Source organism: Mesorhizobium sp. M1A.F.Ca.IN.022.06.1.1 (assembly GCF_003952605.1).
Classification (GTDB): Bacteria; Pseudomonadota; Alphaproteobacteria; order Rhizobiales; family Rhizobiaceae; genus Mesorhizobium.
Genome location: NZ_CP034455.1, coordinates 3,965,099 through 3,981,696, shown reverse-complemented (window position 1 = coordinate 3,981,696; position 16,598 = coordinate 3,965,099). Strand labels below are relative to the sequence as shown.

16 protein-coding genes are annotated in these 16,598 nt (G+C 64.0%); 4 read left to right on the top strand and 12 right to left on the bottom strand.

Features of this window, described 5'->3' with window-relative positions:
* The first annotated feature begins 112 nt into the window (after window positions 1–112).
* The gene (locus EJ078_RS18865; protein ID WP_127216995.1) at window positions 113–997 is read left to right on the top strand and encodes a GNAT family N-acetyltransferase; all 885 of its coding nucleotides are present in this window, start codon (window positions 113–115) and stop codon (window positions 995–997) included.
* Between the two features lie 115 nt (window positions 998–1,112).
* On the opposite strand, the gene EJ078_RS18860 is transcribed toward EJ078_RS18865, so the two are convergent.
* Together EJ078_RS18860 and grpE are read right to left on the bottom strand one after the other, a co-directional pair.
* A complete protein-coding gene (locus EJ078_RS18860) occupies window positions 1,113–1,745 on the bottom strand; it encodes a trimeric intracellular cation channel family protein (protein WP_067318898.1) in 633 nt (210 codons plus the stop codon).
* Between the two features lie 111 nt (window positions 1,746–1,856).
* Window positions 1,857–2,507 carry a nucleotide exchange factor GrpE gene (gene grpE / locus EJ078_RS18855; RefSeq protein ID WP_095800576.1) on the bottom strand — a complete coding sequence of 217 codons (651 nt, stop codon included), beginning with the start codon at window positions 2,505–2,507 and terminating at the stop codon, window positions 1,857–1,859.
* Window positions 2,508–2,725: 218 nt separating this feature from the next.
* Here grpE and EJ078_RS18850 point away from each other — a divergent pair, with 218 nt between their 5' ends.
* On the top strand, window positions 2,726–2,926 hold the full coding sequence (locus EJ078_RS18850; protein ID WP_067318902.1) for a hypothetical protein: 201 nt from the start codon (window positions 2,726–2,728) through the stop codon (window positions 2,924–2,926).
* Between the two features lie 40 nt (window positions 2,927–2,966).
* Here the strand turns inward: EJ078_RS18850 and EJ078_RS18845 are convergent, their stop codons facing one another.
* The 6 genes from EJ078_RS18845 to cysG form a co-directional block, all read right to left on the bottom strand.
* Window positions 2,967–3,587 carry a DJ-1/PfpI family protein gene (locus EJ078_RS18845; RefSeq protein WP_127216994.1) on the bottom strand — a complete coding sequence of 207 codons (621 nt, stop codon included), beginning with the start codon at window positions 3,585–3,587 and terminating at the stop codon, window positions 2,967–2,969.
* 242 nt (window positions 3,588–3,829) lie between these two features.
* Window positions 3,830–4,363 (bottom strand): DUF934 domain-containing protein, encoded by a 534-nt coding sequence (locus tag EJ078_RS18840; RefSeq protein WP_067318908.1) that lies wholly within the window; start codon window positions 4,361–4,363, stop codon window positions 3,830–3,832.
* 186 nt (window positions 4,364–4,549) lie between these two features.
* Window positions 4,550–5,314, bottom strand: coding sequence for a phosphoadenylyl-sulfate reductase (locus tag EJ078_RS18835; protein WP_127403390.1), 765 nt, complete (start codon window positions 5,312–5,314; stop codon window positions 4,550–4,552).
* On the bottom strand, window positions 5,289–6,959 hold the full coding sequence (locus EJ078_RS18830) for a nitrite/sulfite reductase (protein ID WP_127216388.1): 1,671 nt from the start codon (window positions 6,957–6,959) through the stop codon (window positions 5,289–5,291). Before EJ078_RS18830 ends, EJ078_RS18835 begins: the two co-directional genes overlap by 26 nt.
* Before the next feature lie 39 nt (window positions 6,960–6,998).
* The gene (locus EJ078_RS18825; protein WP_095800580.1) at window positions 6,999–7,304 is read right to left on the bottom strand and encodes a DUF2849 domain-containing protein; all 306 of its coding nucleotides are present in this window, start codon (window positions 7,302–7,304) and stop codon (window positions 6,999–7,001) included.
* The gene (gene cysG, locus EJ078_RS18820; protein WP_095800581.1) at window positions 7,301–8,749 is read right to left on the bottom strand and encodes a siroheme synthase CysG; all 1,449 of its coding nucleotides are present in this window, start codon (window positions 8,747–8,749) and stop codon (window positions 7,301–7,303) included. The genes EJ078_RS18825 and cysG overlap by 4 nt, the downstream gene beginning before the upstream one ends.
* A gap of 419 nt (window positions 8,750–9,168) precedes the next feature.
* Here cysG and EJ078_RS18815 point away from each other — a divergent pair, with 419 nt between their 5' ends.
* Window positions 9,169–9,609: a host attachment family protein gene (locus EJ078_RS18815; protein ID WP_164747059.1), complete on the top strand. Its 441-nt coding sequence runs from the start codon at window positions 9,169–9,171 to the stop codon at window positions 9,607–9,609.
* Between the two features lie 213 nt (window positions 9,610–9,822).
* On the top strand, window positions 9,823–11,625 hold the full coding sequence (gene ybaL, locus EJ078_RS18810) for a YbaL family putative K(+) efflux transporter (RefSeq protein WP_095823512.1): 1,803 nt from the start codon (window positions 9,823–9,825) through the stop codon (window positions 11,623–11,625).
* A gap of 66 nt (window positions 11,626–11,691) precedes the next feature.
* On the opposite strand, the gene EJ078_RS18805 is transcribed toward ybaL, so the two are convergent.
* From EJ078_RS18805 to EJ078_RS18790, 4 genes are all read right to left on the bottom strand, one after another.
* Entirely contained in the window at window positions 11,692–12,441 is a 750-nt protein-coding gene (locus tag EJ078_RS18805; RefSeq protein WP_127403389.1) for an SDR family oxidoreductase, read from the bottom strand.
* A 63-nt stretch (window positions 12,442–12,504) separates the two neighbouring features.
* Window positions 12,505–14,751, bottom strand: a complete 2,247-nt coding sequence (locus tag EJ078_RS18800) for a transglycosylase domain-containing protein (RefSeq protein WP_127216386.1) — start codon at window positions 14,749–14,751, stop codon at window positions 12,505–12,507.
* 198 nt (window positions 14,752–14,949) lie between these two features.
* The gene (locus EJ078_RS18795) at window positions 14,950–15,333 is read right to left on the bottom strand and encodes a hypothetical protein (RefSeq protein WP_067004095.1); all 384 of its coding nucleotides are present in this window, start codon (window positions 15,331–15,333) and stop codon (window positions 14,950–14,952) included.
* Between the two features lie 177 nt (window positions 15,334–15,510).
* Window positions 15,511–16,503, bottom strand: coding sequence for a beta-propeller fold lactonase family protein (locus EJ078_RS18790; RefSeq protein WP_245322275.1), 993 nt, complete (start codon window positions 16,501–16,503; stop codon window positions 15,511–15,513).
* Window positions 16,504–16,598: the final 95 nt, after the last annotated feature.

Genomic DNA, 16,598 nt, shown 5'->3' with positions numbered 1-16,598 from the left:
TGCCCAGCCGACGAAGTATTGCCGGGATCGCCGTATCACGGTACTGTCACAATCCTGTTGCACCTACACCGTATCCCCGTGCCAAGAGGGATGGCTCGAAGGAGAATCACTCGTGCATACAGTCATGCCTGAATGCGATACTCGGCCGAACGCCAGCGCCCTTCTCGGCGCGCGTGCCGCCGACGCTTTCGCAAGCGGCGCACCGCTGGGCCGCATCGGCAACCTGGAAGTGCGGCTCGCCCGCAACGGGGCCGAGATCGCCGCCGCCCAGGAAGTGCGTTATCGGGTATTCTATGACGAGCTCGGCGCGAGGAAGGATTTGTTCCAGGCGCAGGATCGGCGCGATGCCGACCGCTTCGACCCGCTCTGCGATCATCTCCTGGTTTTCGACACCTCGCTTCCCGGCCCAGAGCACCGCCGTATCGTCGGCACGTATCGCCTGCTGCGGCAGGAGATCGCCACCGCGGCGGGCGGCTTCTACTCCGAGGGCGAGTTCGAGCTGACCAAGCTGGTGGCGCGCCATCCGGGCCAACGCTTCCTGGAGCTCGGGCGCTCCTGCGTGCTGCCGGAATATCGCTCCAAGCGCACCATCGAGGCGCTCTGGCAGGGCATCTGGGCCTATATCAACCACTATGGCATCGGCGTGATGACCGGCTGCGCCTCCTTCCACGGCACCGTGCCGGCGGCGCATGCGGAGGCGCTTACCTACCTTGCCCATCACTGCCGCACCGACCAGGCCTGGGATGTCCGGGCGGTGGCCGGCCGCTACTGCTCGATGGACTTGATGCCGATCGAGGCGGTCAATGCCAAGGCCGCGATCGCCGCCATGCCGCCGCTCGTCAAAGGCTATCTGCGTGTCGGCGCCCGCATCGGCGACGGCTGCGTCGTCGACCACGAATTCTCGACCGTCGACATTTTCGTTGTCATGCCGGTCAAGGAGATCGGCGCCCGCTACGTCAACTACTATGGCGGCGAAGGCCAGCGTTTCGCGGCGTGAGTCTGGCGAATAGCGAATAGCGAATAGCGAATAGCGAATAGCGAAGGAAGTAGCGATAGTAGGCTGATTACAACAGCCCATTCGCTACTCTCTATTCGCCATTCGTTGTTTGCTATCACGGAATATCCTCCGGCCTTCGCCCCGGCCGGCTCTTATAGGCCGGGAACGACCAGCCGAATTTGAGCGCCCCGCCCCGCACCAGGAAGGCCGCCGCAAAACCGAGCAGGCTGGACGGCAGGGCCGACATGCCAACGAGATCGCCAACCGTGAAGAGCGCTGCACCCGCAAGCGCCGCGGTGACATAGATTTCGGGCCTGAGCAGCACGGAAGGCTCGCCTGCGATCAGGTCGCGCAATATGCCGCCGAAGGTCGCGGTGAGCACCCCGGTGATGACCGAAACGACCGGGGAGCCGGTGATCGCCAGGCCCTTTGCAGCCCCCATCACCGCAAAGGCGGCAAGTCCGATCGCATCGAGCCAGAGCAGCAGCTTGTAGCGGGATTCCACACGATGGGCGCTGAAGAAGACAAGCACTGCCATCACGGCGCAGATCAGCACATAGCCGCTGTTGGCGACCCAGAACACCGGCAGGTTGAGAATGACGTCGCGCAGCGTTCCGCCACCAATGCCGGTGATGCTGGCCAGAAACAGGAAGCCGATGATATCGAGCTCTTTGCGTGACGCGGCAAGCGCGCCGGTCGCCGCGAAGACGGCGACGCCGGCATAGTCGAGCAGCTCGATGGGATTCATGGGCGAGCGAATAGTGATTGGCGAATAGTCAGTGCACAGTGAATATCACGAAGCGGTGAGGTTGGTACCGTCCTTCCCTATTCGCTATTCCCTATTCGCTATTGGCTCCCTTCACGCATCCTTCTCGGCCTGCTCGTTCACCGGACCCGGCTCGACCGGCGCTTCGGCGGCGGCGGCCTTTGGGCCGCCCTTGGAGACGCCGACCATCGCCGGCCTCAACACGCGCTCGCCGATCGAATAGCCGGGTTGCACGACCTGGACCACGGTCCCGGCCGGAACGTCGGGGTTGGGCACTTCGAACATCGCCTGATGGAAGTTCGGGTCGAACTTCTCGCCTTCGGGCGCAAGCTTCTTCACCCCGTGCCGCTCCAGCGCCGCCAGCATGGCGCGCTCGGTGAGGTCGACGCCCTCGATCAGCGCCTTGAAGCCGGCATCGCCGGAGGCCTTGGCCTCGGTCGGAATGGCGTCCAGCGCGCGGCGCAAATTGTCCGACACCGACAGCATGTCGCGCGCGAAATTGGCCACAGCGTAGGTGCGTGCGTCATGTACATCACGCGCGGTACGGCGCCGCAGATTCTCCATTTCGGCAGCTACGCGAAGCGCCCGGTCCTTCAGTTCCTCGTTTTCCTTCAGCAACCGCACAAGCGCCTCATAGTCGCCGTCGACGCCGCCTTCCGCACGTTCGCCGGAAGCCCGGGCCTCGGAAGCCTGGTTGGCTTCGATTTCCTCGGGCGCGCGTTCGTCTTTTGCCTGGTCGCTCATCGCCGTTTCCCGTCATTCGGATTGGTTTGGATTTGCGCCCGATATCGAGGTTTAGGGGCCAAAAATCAAGGGGCAAGCACCGATGACGGCCCTTCCGCGATCGTTCCAAATTAATTCAAATTTTACCGTACCGGACGGCTTTGCTTGCCACTAAGGGCCTATGCGGGAACCATTGCCGGGCTGCGAGAGTTTCGAAGCCGACACAGGATTTTGGGACCATGAAGGGCAACATCGGCGAAAGGCGCGCCAAGCTCGCCGACGATATCAGGCGACAGGTTGGCACCGAAGCGACCAAGCGCCTTCTGCGCACGCTTCCGGCATTTCGCCTGGAAAAAGAAGTGCCCAAGCAGTTCACGGATCTGCTTGACCGCCTGGACGGCGCCGAGACGGACAAGGCGGACGGCCAGCGGCAGCACTAGACCGCCCTTCCCCAGTTCCACAGCGTAAGGCGCTGAGGAGCTATGCGGCTCTGCGCTCGTCGCGCATCAGAGCCTCGCCATGACGGATCTCGGTGCCAAGCACCTTGAGGCACTCCCGCATGAACGACGCAAGGCCGGGCCATCCCTTTGCCGAAACCAGATTGCCGTCGACATGCGCGCCGGTCGGCGACACGTCGATATAGGTGCCCCCGGCAAGCGTCACTTCGGGCTCGCAATACTGCAGCGCCGCCACCTCCCTGCCGCGCACCACGCCGTCGACCGCGATCAGGATTTGCACACCGTGGCAGATGGTGAAGATCGGCTTGCCGGTCTCGTGGAAATGCCTGACCAGCGCCTGCACGCGCTTGTCGATGCGAATATATTCCGGCCCGCGTCCGCCCGCAGCGTAGACCGCGTCGTAATCGGCGGGATTCACCTCGGCGAATGTCTTGTTGAGGATATAGTCGTGGCCGAGCTTTTCCGTATAGGTCTGATGGCCCTCGAAGTCGTGCAGCGAGGTCTTGAGCACGTCGCCGGCCTTCTTGTCCGGGCAGACGACATGGACTGTGTGGCCGACCGCATGCATCGCCTGCTCAAAAACGAAAATCTCGTATTCTTCGCTGAACTCGCCAACGAGCATCAGTATCTTCTTGCCTGCCATGCCGTTTCCTCCTTTGCCGGCTGTTTATTTCGGAGCGCGAAATAATCACCGTATCCTAAGGGCAAGACGGCAAAAGAGAAAGTGAAATTCGCAGAAGTGGTCTGACCAGATTGTTGCAAAGAGGCGCGTAGAACTGAACCGACCGCGCCAAGACGTCAAAAGCAAGGTGCTTGGTCAGACCAAAGCTGCAGGCTCCCTTGGTTTACCGGATGGCTGCCTTCGGCGGTCAGCGCGGGGACGGCTCAGCCCGGGCGTTTGCGCCGCCAGGAATATTTCGGGCCCTTGGCTTCCGGCTCTACCGCCGGCTGGTAATAGACTGGCAAGCCTCCTGTGCGCCCTTCCTCCAGCCGCTTCAACAGCACCGGATTGGAGACCTCGAACTCGTCGAAGCCGAGCCGCAGCATATGCGGCAATTGATCGACCAGGACCTGGCCCGTGGCGCGCACCGCGCCTTTGAAGTTATGCCGGGTGCGCAGCAATTCGCCCTTGGAGAAGGAGCGGCCGTCGTTGAAGGCCGGGAAGGCAAGCGCCACCAGCGACAGCTGGTCGAGCAGGCCGACGATCTTGTCGAGCTCGTCGCCGGGGAGCAGGAGCACGCCGAGGCGCTCCTTGGCCGACCTGCGGATATCGTCATCGAGCCCGAGAAAGGCCTGCAACGGGAGGATGAAGCGGCCATTGCCGGCAAGCGCTTCGGCGCTCTCGGCATGGGTCCATTCGTCCTCGCGGAAACCGTTCGGGGTCCAGAGGCGGGTTTCCGATTTGGTCGGCTCAGTCATCAAAATTCCTAATGCCCTAAGATCCTAATGCCCTAAGAATGAAAGGATATGTCGCTGTTCAGGTCGGCCCGGAGTCGAAAATGGTGGCTTTCGAGAACGGGAGCGGAGCGTACTTCAACTACGCGAGCTCCGAAAGCGCAGGAACCCGCCATTTGCAGGCCGGCCTCACCTGAGTAGCGGCTGTCCTTAAAGTGATGCGTCGGTCAGCGACTTCTCCAGCCCCGACAGATGGATGCCGCACTCGGTCTTGGCGTGCCCCGCCCAGCGGCCGCTGCGCGCATCCTCGCCTGGCTGTACCGGCTGCGTGCAGGGGAAGCAGCCGATCGACAGATAGCCATAGGCGACCAGCGGGTTTTCGCGCAGCGCATGCGCGCGCATGTAGTCGGCCTGGTCGGATGTCGTCCAATGCGCGAGCGGATTGATGCGGATGCGCGAGCCGACGGCCTCGAAGACCGGGAGTGCCGCGCGCGTCGAAGCCTGGAAGCGCTTGCGCCCGGTGAACCAGGCGCGGAACGGCTCGACGCCACGCGCCAGCGGCTCGACCTTGCGCAGGTTGCAACAGGCGTCGGTATCGGTCTCATGCAGCCTGCCGGTCGGATCGACGCGTTCGAGCGCCGCTTCGTCCGGCTTGATCACTCTCACATCGGTCAGGCCGAAATCGGCGACCAGCGCGTCGCGGTAGCCCAGCGTCTCCTCGAAATGCTTGCCGGTGTCGAGAAAGATCACCGGCAGCGAGCGGTCGATCTCGGCAATCATGTGCAGGAGGACTGCCGAATCGGCGCCGAAGGACGACACGGCGGCAACCTCGCCGCGGAAAAATTCACGCGCCGAGCGCTCGATGATCTCGATCGGCTTCAGATGGCCGAGCAGCGCGTCGAGCCCCGCCGCTTCCGCGGCAACGCCGGCCTCGACGCCGCCGATCCGGTCAAGCGGCCTTGGTTTCGCCAGCATAGAGCGCCTCCTTGAACGGCGCGGGACCGACACGGCGGTAGGCGTCGATAAAACGTTCACTGGGATTGAGCCGAAGGCCGAGATAGGTGTCGACGATCTGCTCGATGGCATCGGTGATTTCTTCCGAAGAGAAACCGCGGCCGATGATCTCGCCGACCGACGTGTTCTCGTCGGCCGAGCCGCCGAGCGTGACCTGGTAGAGCTCGGAGCCCTTCTTCTCCACGCCGAGAATGCCGATATGGCCGACATGGTGGTGGCCGCAGGCGTTGATGCAGCCGGAGATCTTCAGCTTCAACTCACCGATCTCGCGCTGCCGCTCCAGCGAGGCGAAGCGGCGCGAGATTTCCTGCGCGACCGGAATCGAACGCGCCGTGGCAAGCGCGCAATAGTCGAGGCCGGGGCAAGAGATGATGTCGCTGATCAGGTTGGAATTGGCCGTCGCCAAGCCGATCTCGACCAGCGCGTCATAGACGGCCTTGAGGTCGGCGCGCGCCACATGCGGCAGGATCAGGTTCTGCTCGTGACTGACGCGCAGCTCGTCGAAGGCGTATTTCTCGGCGATGTCGGCAACCGCCTCCATCTGGCTGTCGGAGGCGTCACCGGGCACCTCGCCGATGCCCTTAAGCGAGATCGTCACCGCCGCATAGTCGGGGTGGCGATGCGTTATGACATTCTGGTCGAGCCACTCCGAAAAACTCTTGGAATCGAGCCGCGCCTCGTTCACCTGCGCGTCGCCTTCCGGCCGGTCAGGCAATGCCGGCGGCGCGAAATAAGCATTGATCGCCTGGATGTCGGCGTCCGGCAGCTTCAGCTCCGCGTCCTTCAACTCCTGCCATTCGGCCTCGATCTGGCGGGTTATCTCCTCGACCCCGGTCTCGTGGACGAGGATCTTGATACGCGCCTTGTACTTGTTGTCGCGGCGGCCATAGAGGTTGTAAACGCGCAGGATCGCCGTGCAGTAGGACAACAGCTCGGCTTCCGGCAGGAAGTCGCGGATCTTCTTGGCGACCATCGGCGTGCGGCCCTGGCCGCCACCGACATAGACGGCAAAGCCCAGTTCGCCGGCCGCGTTCTTCTTCAGATGCAGCCCGATGTCGTGCGTCTGGATGGCGGCGCGATCACGCTCGGCGCCGGTCACCGCGATCTTGAACTTGCGCGGCAGGTACGAGAACTCCGGATGCACCGACGACCACTGGCGCAGGATCTCCGCATAGGGACGCGGATCGGCAACCTCGTCGGCGGCCGCGCCGGCGAAATGGTCCGCGGTGACGTTGCGGATGCAGTTACCGCTGGTCTGGATGGCATGCATCTCGACGCTCGCCAGATCAGCAAGGATCGCCGGGATGTCGGACAGCGCCGGCCAGTTGAACTGGATGTTCTGGCGCGTGGTGAAGTGGCCGTAGCCCTTGTCGTATTTGCGGGCGATGTGGCCGAGCATGCGCAATTGCCTGCTGTTCAGCGTGCCGTAGGGCACGGCGATACGCAGCATATAGGCGTGCAGCTGCAAATAGACGCCGTTCATCAGCCGGAGCGGCCGGAACTGGTCCTCGGTGATCTCGCCGGCAAGCCGGCGCTGCACCTGGTCGCTGAACTCGGCGACGCGGGCCTTTACGAAATCCTGGTCGAACTCGTCGTAACGGTACATGCTTCGTCTTTCAGGGCGCGTCCGCCCGCTTTCTTGTGTCTATGCCGCCCGTGCCGGAGCCGGGCTCGCCTGCTTGCCGAGGTCGGTGCGGATGGTGGGGCCCGCGGCGCGGATCTTCTCGCGCAGCCGCACCGGCTCGACCGCGCCGTTGATCACGGTCACATCGATCAGGTTGACGTCGACGACTTCGTTGTTGGCAGCGGCCGCGGCGCCGATGGCCTCGAGCCGATCCTCCGCCGCCTTGTCATGGGCGATGTCGGCACGAGTGACGGTCTCCGCCCAGCCGCCATCGGCGTACCAGACGGCGATACCGTCCGAGAGCCTGTTCGCGGTCAGAACCTTCATTGCTCAACTCCTTCGGCCGCTACGCCGGCCGTATCTTCACGCGTGTGCGCCGCAAGCGGCTCGGATTGTTCGAAATTGGCGCCGGCGACCGCGTCGCCGATGATGGTCATGACCGGACCGGTAAGATCGGCGCGCGCTTCCAGCGACGGCAGGTCGGCGAGCGTGCCGTGGAAGCGGCGGCGATTGCCAAGGCTGGCATTCTCCACCACGGCGACGGCGGTATCGGGCGACAGCCCGGCTTCGATCAGCCGGCCGGCGACTTCGGCTGCAACCGAGCGGCCCATATAGACGGCGACGGTGGCGCCGGAAATGGCAAGCTTTGCCCAATCGGGCAGTGAGTTGCCCTTGAGGTCATGCCCGGTGGTGAACACCATCGAGGACGTCACGCCGCGCAGCGTCAGCGGCAATTCGAAATCGGCGGCCGCGGCGAAGGCGGCGGTCACGCCCGGAACCACCTCATAGGCGATGCCGGCCTCGCGAAGTGCTGCCATTTCCTCGCCCGCCCGCCCGAACACAAGCGGATCGCCTGATTTCAGCCGCACCACGCGCTTGCCGGCGCGGCCAAGCTCGATGAGCAGAGCGTTGATTTCTTCCTGGCTCTTGGAATGGCAGCCCTTGCGCTTGCCGACAGGCAAGCGCTCGGCATCGCGGCGCCCCATGGCGACGATCGCTTCCGGCACCAGCGCGTCATAGACGATCGCGTCGGCCTCCATCAGCAGGCGGTGGGCGCGCAGCGTCAAAAGATCCTCCGCGCCCGGGCCGGCGCCGACCAGAGCGATGTGACCTGCGGTCGGCGCGTCCGAAGTCAGAAGTTCGAGCGCAGCACTATGCGCCCTGGCGAACTCTCCGGCTTCAACCGCCTTGGCCGGGAGGCCGGCGAAGAAATCGCTCCAGAACTGGCGGCGGCGATTGCCCTTCGGCAGCCGCTCGGCAGCAGTGCGAAACGACGACGCCAAGGCTGCCAGCCGGCCAAGCGACGGCGACAGCATGCGATCGATGCGCACCCGCAGCAGCTGCGCCAGCACAGGGCCGGCGCCCTCGGTGCCGATGGCGATGGCGACCGGCGCGCGGTTGACCAGCGCCGGTGTGAAGAAATCGCAGAGCTCAGGCCGGTCGACGGCGTTGACCGGAATGCCCAGCCGGCGGGCGTCTTCGACCACGCGGCGGTCGAGCGCCTCGTCGCCGCTGGCGGCAAACACCATGGCCGCGTCCTCGAGGTGCGCGGCATCGTAGGCGACATCGACGTGGACAGCGCCGGCGGTTGCAATGAAATTCAGAAGCTCGGGATCGGCATTGTCCGCAATGATGCGCAGCGTCGCGTTTGACTGAGCAAGCAGCCTGGCCTTGGCCAGTGCCTCCTCGCCGTTGCCGACGATGGCCACGGCTTCGCCGTCGACCCGCAGGAAGACGGGGAAGGCGTTGAGCTTGGCATTGGCTGGCGACATGGCGATAAACAGTACGAGAACAGTCTGGCAGTTTTATGCGGGCCTGGGAAAAACCAGAAGGCAAGCACTCGCGCATCCCTTGATGGCAGGCAATCGCTTTTTCGCAGCCGCGAAAGGCAGGAGAAAAAAATTCTACGTCGGAGCTTGAGGTGGTCGGGCACCTCTCCGAGAGCTACTGATCCGGCAGAGTTTTTAGCGCCGTGCAGCCGACACGGCAAAACGGTTTTTTCTAAATTCTACCAATTAAGTAAATTAAGAAGCGTCTTGCTGGTGGGTGAGATCGCTGCCGCTTGCAGCACATCCTGCAGTCGTTAGTTGATCCGGAACTATCATGCTCGGCGGCACGTTTCGCTAACGATCCATCCCGTCGGTCGAGCCGCTCTCGCGGGGCTCGATTTGTGCTCAAGGCAAGGAGGAAAATCATGAACATCAAGCTTAAACGCGGTCTCTGGGTGGTCGTGGCCGACGGCGAGAAGGCGCTTTTCCTCCGCAATGAAGGCGACAGCAAGTTTCCGAACCTCGAGGTGGTTCAGGAGATGGAGCAGGAAAATCCCGCCACCAGGGAGCAAGGCACCGATAAACCGGGCCGGTATGCCGAAGGGCCACGCAGCGCGATCGAAGAAACCGACTGGCATCGCCTCGGCAAGGAACGTTTCGCAAGCGATATTGCCGATCGGCTCTACAAGCTTGCACATCGGGGTGAGTTCGACCAGCTCGTGCTGATCGCGCCGCCGCAGGTGCTCGGCGAGATGCGTCAGAAGCTGCACAAGGAAGTCAGTGAAAAAGTGCAGGCCGAAATCCCCAAGACGCTGACCAATCATACCGTCTTCGACATCGAGAATCTGCTCAAAGCGGCCTGAGCGGCACGCAGGAACGCACAGTGCAGGGGATTGATGCCGTGGCCCCCTCATGGCGGCTCGCTCTGATTTTCTCATCCGGCGCCCGATCGCGGCGCCGATTTCCGTGTAGCGGTGGTTGCGTCACCGCCCTCCCCCGACCATATTGCGAAGGGGCGGCGGCCCTCGGGCGGCGCTTATCGACATCGTGAATTCTCGAAAGGCGCTCCATAGACAATGCCGCATGACACGCCCCTGATCGCCACCATCGTCGCCGGTTTGGGGCTTGCCTTCGTTTTCGGAGCATTGGCCAACCGATTCCGCATCCCGCCGCTGGTCGGCTATCTCGTGGCTGGCGTGCTGGTCGGGCCGAACACGCCGGGCTTCGTCGCCGACGCCAGCCTTGCCAACGAGCTCGCCGAGATTGGCGTCATCCTGCTGATGTTCGGCGTCGGCCTGCATTTCTCGCTGAAGGATCTTTTGTCGGTCCGCGCAATCGCCGTGCCCGGCGCCGTCGTGCAGATCGGCTTTGCCACGCTGCTCGGCGTCGGCCTCGCTTGGCTGCTTGGCTGGTCGCTCGGCGCCGGCCTTGTCTTCGGCCTCGCGCTCTCCGTCGCCTCGACCGTCGTCCTGCTGCGCGCCATGCAGGAGCGGCGGCTGATCGAGACCGAGCGCGGCCGCATCGCCGTCGGCTGGCTGATCGTCGAGGATTTGGCCATGGTGCTGGCGCTGGTGCTTTTGCCGGCGCTCGCCGGCGTGCTTGGCGGCCAGCCGCAGGCCGACGACCATGCGAGCCTGCTTTCGCTGCCCGCCAGCCACGGCATATGGGGCGTGGTCGGCATAACGCTGGCCAAGGTCGTCGCCTTCGTCGTCGTCATGCTGGTCGTAGGCCGCAGGGTCATCCCCTGGATCCTGCACTATGTTGCCCATACCGGCTCACGCGAGCTGTTCCGGCTCTCGGTGCTTGCCATCGCGCTCGGCGTCGCCTTCGGCGCGGCGAAGCTGTTCGGCGTCTCGCTGGCGCTCGGCGCCTTCTTCGCCGGCATGGTCATGAGCGAGTCCGAGCTCAGCCACCGGGCGGCGGAAGAATCGCTGCCGCTGCGCGACGCTTTTTCCGTGCTGTTCTTCGTTTCCGTCGGCATGCTGTTCGATCCGTTCAGCCTGGTCAGCAACGGCCTGCCGATCCTGGCGACCTTAGCCATCATCCTCATCGGCAAATCGCTCGCCGCTTTCGTCATCGTCATCGCCTTCCGCTATCCGGTCGCGACCGCGCTGATTATCTCGGCCAGCCTTGCCCAGATCGGCGAATTCTCCTTCATCCTGGCCGAGCTCGGCGTCGGGTTGAAGCTTCTGCCCGAACAGGGCCGCGACCTCATTCTGGCCGGCGCCATCCTGTCGATCCTGCTCAACCCGCTGATGTTCCTGATCGTCGACAGGATGAAGCCGTGGCTGGAAAAGCGCGCCGGCAAAACGGCAGAGCCCGAGGAATCAAGGCCGATCGGCCCGGCGACCGAGCCCGGCCAGGTGGCCTCGGCGGCGGCAGTGTCTGAAAGCGAGAATGGTCTGCCGCCGCGAACGGGACTCACCGACCATTCCATCCTGATCGGCTATGGACGTGTCGGCAGCCTCGTGGGTGCCGCGCTGAAACAAGCCGCCCTGCCCTTCCTGGTCGTCGAGGATGCCGACAAGACGCTGGCGAAGCTGAGGGCCGACGGCGTCGAAACGGTGGCCGGCAATGCCGCCAATGCGGACGTCTTCGCGGCAACCAATCCGGAAGGCGCCAAACGGCTGATCCTCGCCATCCCCAACGCCTTCGAGGCGGGACAGGTGGTGCTGCGGGCGCGCGCGGTCAATCCCGGCATCAGCGTCATTGCGCGCGCCCATTCCGATGCCGAGGTCGAGCATCTCAAGGCTCTCGGCGCCGACACCGTGATCATGGGCGAGCGCGAAATAGCACGCGGCATTGTCGAGGCGGTTACCGGCATGTCACCCGCTCGGCTGGACGACGCCGCTGTCGAGATCAGGCCGCGGCCTGCCTGACGCTCGTCTGCACAAACCAAGCGGATCAGGAAACGAATAACGGAAGCGATGTCGCTGAGATGGAAGTCACACGTGCTGGCCGCCATTGATGTGGATTTCCGAGCCGGTCACGTAGGACGCCTGGCCCGAACACAGGAAAAAGATGATGTCGGCCACTTCCGACGTGGCGCCCAGCCTTCTCAGCGGGATCGTCTCGACCATCTTGTCGGTGCCGGGCGACAGGATCGCCGTGTCGATCTCGCCCGGCGCGATCGCATTGACGCGGATGCCGTGCGGCCCGAAGTCATGCGCCATCTCGCGCGTCAGAGAACCCAGCGCCGCCTTCGACGTCGCATAGGCCGTGCCGGCAAATGGATGCACGCGCGTGCTGGCGATCGAGGTGACGTTGACGATTGAGCCCTTGGCGGCGGCGAGTTCCTTGAACAGCCCTCTCGCCAGCATGATCGGGGCGAAGAAATTGACCTGGAACACGTCGCGCCAGACATGCATCGGCGTCTCGATCGAGTTCATCCGGCCGCCGTCCTTGAGCTTCGGCGAGATGCCAGCATTGTTGACCAGCGCGTGCAACTGCCCGCCATGCGCCTCCAGCCGGTGGCGGATTTCCGAGACGGCAATGCCGACATCCTCCTGGTCGGCAAGGTCGACCTTGATGTGGTCTTCGGGACCCGCCGGCCATGGACAGTCCTCGGCAAAGGCCTGTCGCGAGCAGGTGATGACGCGCCAGCCCTCGCGTGAAAAGCGTTTCACCGTCGCATGGCCGATGCCGCGGCTGGCGCCGGTGAGCACGATGGTTTTTCTGCTGTCGATTTCGGCCATGGCTTGATCTCCGGCCGGACATGTAGCCGAAGGCGCCAGCCATTGCGAGAGGCGAGTTGCCGCTCAACCGCCGCTGAGGATGTCGAGAATCGACGTCTGCCGCCTTTTCTTCGGGCCGCCGACATCGCCGGGCGGCACCGGATGCCCGACCGAGGCGGTGGTACCGCCGTCGCTCGGCATATCGAAGCCATCGGCATCGACCGTCTGGGCTGGACGCGCCTGCCGTGCGGGCGCCTGGGCGACAGGGCTCGACTGGCCGACGGGCGCGGGCGGCGCCGGCTGCGAGTTGTCCGCCGAGGGTATCTCGTCCGGCACAACCGTATCGGGCGGCGTCGATTTCCACGTGCCGGGCAACGGCCTGACCGGCAAGCCTTCATGCGCGGCGACCATGAATTCGTGCCAGGCCTGCGCCGGCAAGGCGCCGCCGGTCACCTTCTTCATCGGGCTGCCGTCGTCATTGCCGAACCACACACCCGTCGTGAGGTTGGCGGTATAGCCGACGAACCAGGCGTCGCGTGAATTCTGGCTGGTGCCGGTCTTGCCGGCCGAGGGCCAGTTGAAGGCCGCCTTCTTGGCGGTGCCGACCTCGACCGTGCCCGTCATCATAGAGTTCATCATGCCGACGATGTCGGCCTTGAGGACGCGCGGCGCGCTGCCGCCATTGTTTTCGTAGAGCACCTTGCCGCTAGCCGTGGTGACGCGCTGGATGAAATGGATATCCGGCTTGTAGCCGCCATTGGCGAAAGGCACATAGGCGGCGGTCAGTTCCAGCGGCGTCACTTCCGAGGTGCCGAGCGCGATCGAGGTGTTCGACTGCAGGTCGGATTGGATGCCCATGCGGTGCGCGGCCTCAACCACAGCGTCGGGGCCGACCTCCATGGTGAGTTGCGCCGCCACCGAGTTCAGCGACTTCGCCAGTGCGGTGGCCAGCGTCACCTTGCCATAATATTTGCCGCCATAGTTCTCCGGCGTCCATTTGCCTATTCTGATCGGGGCGTCGTTGCGCACGCTGTCCGGTGTGCGGCCTGCTTCCAGCGCCGCCATGTAGACGAAAGGCTTGAAGGCCGATCCCGGCTGGCGCCGCGCTTCCGAGGCGCGGTCGAACTGGCTGGTCGAATAGTCGTAACCGCCGACCATGGCGCGAACGGCGCCGGAATCATCGATCGACACCAACGCGCCCTGGGTGACGTTGAGCTTTCTGCCGCTCTCGTCGATCAGCCGGCGGATCGACTGCTCGGCGAGCTTCTGCAGCGTCAGATCCACGGTGGTGTCGATGACGATGTCGCCGCGCACGTCGCCGATCAGGTCGGGAAGTTCCTCCATGACCGTGTCGGCGACATAATTCTCCGAGCCGGTCCAGTAGGAGGGCGAGCGCGTCGCCGGCGCGCTCAGCGCCATTTTGTATTCCTTGTCGCCGATCTTGCCTTCCTCGCGCATGGAGGCGAGCACGAGCTGTGCGCGTTCTTCCGCCGCCTTGGGATCGCGCGCCGGCGAAAGCCGCGACGGCGCCTTGAGCAAACCGGCCAGAAGCGCTGCCTCGGAAAGCGTGACATCGCGCGCGCTCTTGCCGAAGTACCGCCGCGAGGCGGCCTCCACGCCATAGGCGCCGGACCCGAAATAGACCCGGTTGAGATACATTTCGAGGATCTGGTCCTTGCTGTGCTTGTGCTCCAGCCACAGCGCCAGCAGCACTTCCTGCACCTTGCGCTCCAGCGTGCGATCCGGCGTCAGGAACAGGTTCTTGGCCAGCTGCTGCGTCAGCGTCGAGCCGCCCTGCGAGAAATGACCGCCAAGGACGTTGGTGACCATGGCGCGCGTCAGACCGATCGGGTCGATGCCGAAATGCGAATAGAACCGCCGGTCCTCGATGGCGACGACGGCCTCGGGAATATAGGGCGACATTTCATTGAGGCCGACGGCCTCGCCGCCGCTCATGCCGCGATTTGCGATGAGTTGCCCGTCGACCGAGACGATCTTGATGTTGGGCGCGCGGTCGGGGATCGACCATGTGGTCGCCGCCGGCATCTTGGCGCCGTAGTAGACGACGACGCCGGCCACCGCGATGCCGCCCCAGATGCAGAAAACGAAGCACCAGTAGAGCAGGCGGCCGAAGACGGAAAACAGCCCGCGCTGGCTGCGATCGCGCCCCCGGCCGCGCGATTTCGCCTTGGCGGATTTGCGTTTCGCTGCGGATTTGCGATTTGCCGGCACGACGCGATCCTCCTCGCTGACCGAAAAGCCGTCGGAGGATTTCGCCCGCGGCGAGCCCTCGAAGCTCGGTTCGATGCGACTGTCTCTGCGGTTCGCCATTGCGCTGTGCTTGCTGTCCCCGATGCCGATGGCGCTCGGGTTGCAGAGTAGATGCGGCGGTTTAAAGGCGCGTTAAGTGGGGAAAAATCGAAGTGATTGAAAATCAAATGTTTGGTAAGCGGCCACCTGACGGAGCGCGATCGGCGTGGGATTCCGGCCGCGCTCCAGCGTTTGCATAGGCGGGCGAGTCGGCTCGGACTAGTCGAGCACGGCACGGACCGAGAGCGCAGCTCTCGATGCCCGCATGACATCGCCGACATGGCAGTAGCAGACGATCTCGTGCAGCTGATAGTCGGTCAGCTCGAAGAAGCGTTTTGCTTCGCCGTAGGTGTCGTTCTTCAAACCCTCGTCGTGCAGAACGGGGTCTTCCAGGGCGACGGATATGGGCGAGCCGGCGCCCCGCATGACATTGCGTTCCCGCGGGGCACGATATTCAGTGCCGATCAGCGCGGTCAGGAGCCGGTTTGGCTCACGTTCGAGAAGCTCCGCCCAACGTGCGAGGCGCTGGGTTCGGCTCATGACGGGTTTGGCGGTGCGGACCTCAGCAACGGCGTGCAGCTGGTCCAGTGTTTGGTGCTTCATGGCAACCTCCTAGAGGCTAGGTTGGTCGGCCCCAAAACTCCCTATACGCGGCATGATATCGCCGAACCGCGCGGACGTCATCCGTTTGCCGCCCACGCCGGCAAGATTTGATGGAGCTGCGCGCGGCCCCCGTCATTCTTCAAGCCGTCGCCAGAATATGGAGCCGAAATCACAGGCTTATCCTGGACGTCCAAGAACGCGGAACTCGGGCTCCGCCGCCTTTCGACCGACGATCGACGACAGGCCGTAGAAAGCCAGCGGCTGTTCCTGACAAGTCACAGCCACGACGCTGTTCGACTTGTCTATATCCAGGCCCTTCGGCCCACCCTCCTCGACGCTGGCCCTGCCGCGCAGAAAGCTTTCGTCGTCGAGCACGGCGACCGAACGCGACGGCGTGCGGCGCCCCTTCCAGCCTTCGTCGCTTGCATAGACGTGAACCATCGGGCTGCCGGCGTCGGCAACAAGAATGTGGCTGCCGTCCTGCGTGAAGCGCAGGCCATGCGGGTAGTTGGCATTTTCCAGGACACCGGCGGGTCGGGTTTCAGGGCCAAGCGGCGCCGACATGTCGTAGATCTTCACGTCGTTGGTGCCGTGGCTGCTGACGGCGACCCACCGCCCGTCATGGCTGAGCGCGATGCCGTCCGGGATGTCGAGGCCCTGCTCCAGGAGAACCTGATTCCACAGGGCGCGGTATCCCCATCGCCGGTGAACCACATGGCGGGTCACCCGATGCGTGTAGTTGTTACAGACCAGCAGGCTGAGCCGGCCATGCGACTCACGCCTGACGGCGACTGAGCCGGGCGTTCTCAATCTGCAAAATCGGCTGCCTTTGATCACGCGAAGTGGCGAGATTTCGTGCCCTTGTCCGGCCGGATCGCCTTGCGGCAGGGCGAAGACCGCAACCAGCCCATCGCGATTGGCGACCACAAAAGTCCTGTTGTCGATGAAATCGAGGCCATGCACCTCGCCCATGCTTTCCGATCTGAGCTCCACGAAATCGCGGATAACGATCCTCGCTGCACCGGCCGTCGGCTCTATGTCGATGCGCAGCATCAGACATCGCCTGCGTCCATATCCGGCGACGGCAAGCAAGCGGTTGTCGGGCGAAAAGCGCAGGTCCTCGGTCCGCCCGATCGCGGCGAGCGCATCGTTCACGGCACCGGTGGCCACGAAATCGATCCGGGGAATCATATCAAAAAACACCACCGCCCCAGCGAGCGGACCCGAATGCAATAGGTGCTATCAGGAGCCGACCGGTCAAGTTC

Excerpts from the sequence above, each read along its gene's own strand:
- EJ078_RS18805 (WP_127403389.1), bottom strand. The coding sequence starts at position 12,441 with ATGGCCGAAATCGACAGCAGAAAAACCATCGTGCTCACCGGCGCCAGC.
- EJ078_RS18850 (WP_067318902.1), top strand. The coding sequence starts at position 2,726 with ATGAAGGGCAACATCGGCGAAAGGCGCGCCAAGCTCGCCGACGATATC.
- EJ078_RS18860 (WP_067318898.1), bottom strand. The coding sequence starts at position 1,745 with ATGAATCCCATCGAGCTGCTCGACTATGCCGGCGTCGCCGTCTTCGCG.
- EJ078_RS18835 (WP_127403390.1), bottom strand. The coding sequence starts at position 5,314 with ATGCTGGCGAAACCAAGGCCGCTTGACCGGATCGGCGGCGTCGAGGCC.
- EJ078_RS18800 (WP_127216386.1), bottom strand. The coding sequence starts at position 14,751 with ATGGCGAACCGCAGAGACAGTCGCATCGAACCGAGCTTCGAGGGCTCG.
- EJ078_RS18830 (WP_127216388.1), bottom strand. The coding sequence starts at position 6,959 with ATGTACCGTTACGACGAGTTCGACCAGGATTTCGTAAAGGCCCGCGTC.
- EJ078_RS18795 (WP_067004095.1), bottom strand. The coding sequence starts at position 15,333 with ATGAAGCACCAAACACTGGACCAGCTGCACGCCGTTGCTGAGGTCCGC.
- cysG (WP_095800581.1), bottom strand. The coding sequence starts at position 8,749 with ATGTCGCCAGCCAATGCCAAGCTCAACGCCTTCCCCGTCTTCCTGCGG.
- EJ078_RS18825 (WP_095800580.1), bottom strand. The coding sequence starts at position 7,304 with ATGAAGGTTCTGACCGCGAACAGGCTCTCGGACGGTATCGCCGTCTGG.
- EJ078_RS18845 (WP_127216994.1), bottom strand. The coding sequence starts at position 3,587 with ATGGCAGGCAAGAAGATACTGATGCTCGTTGGCGAGTTCAGCGAAGAA.
- EJ078_RS18840 (WP_067318908.1), bottom strand. The coding sequence starts at position 4,363 with ATGACTGAGCCGACCAAATCGGAAACCCGCCTCTGGACCCCGAACGGT.
- ybaL (WP_095823512.1), top strand. The coding sequence starts at position 9,823 with ATGCCGCATGACACGCCCCTGATCGCCACCATCGTCGCCGGTTTGGGG.
- grpE (WP_095800576.1), bottom strand. The coding sequence starts at position 2,507 with ATGAGCGACCAGGCAAAAGACGAACGCGCGCCCGAGGAAATCGAAGCC.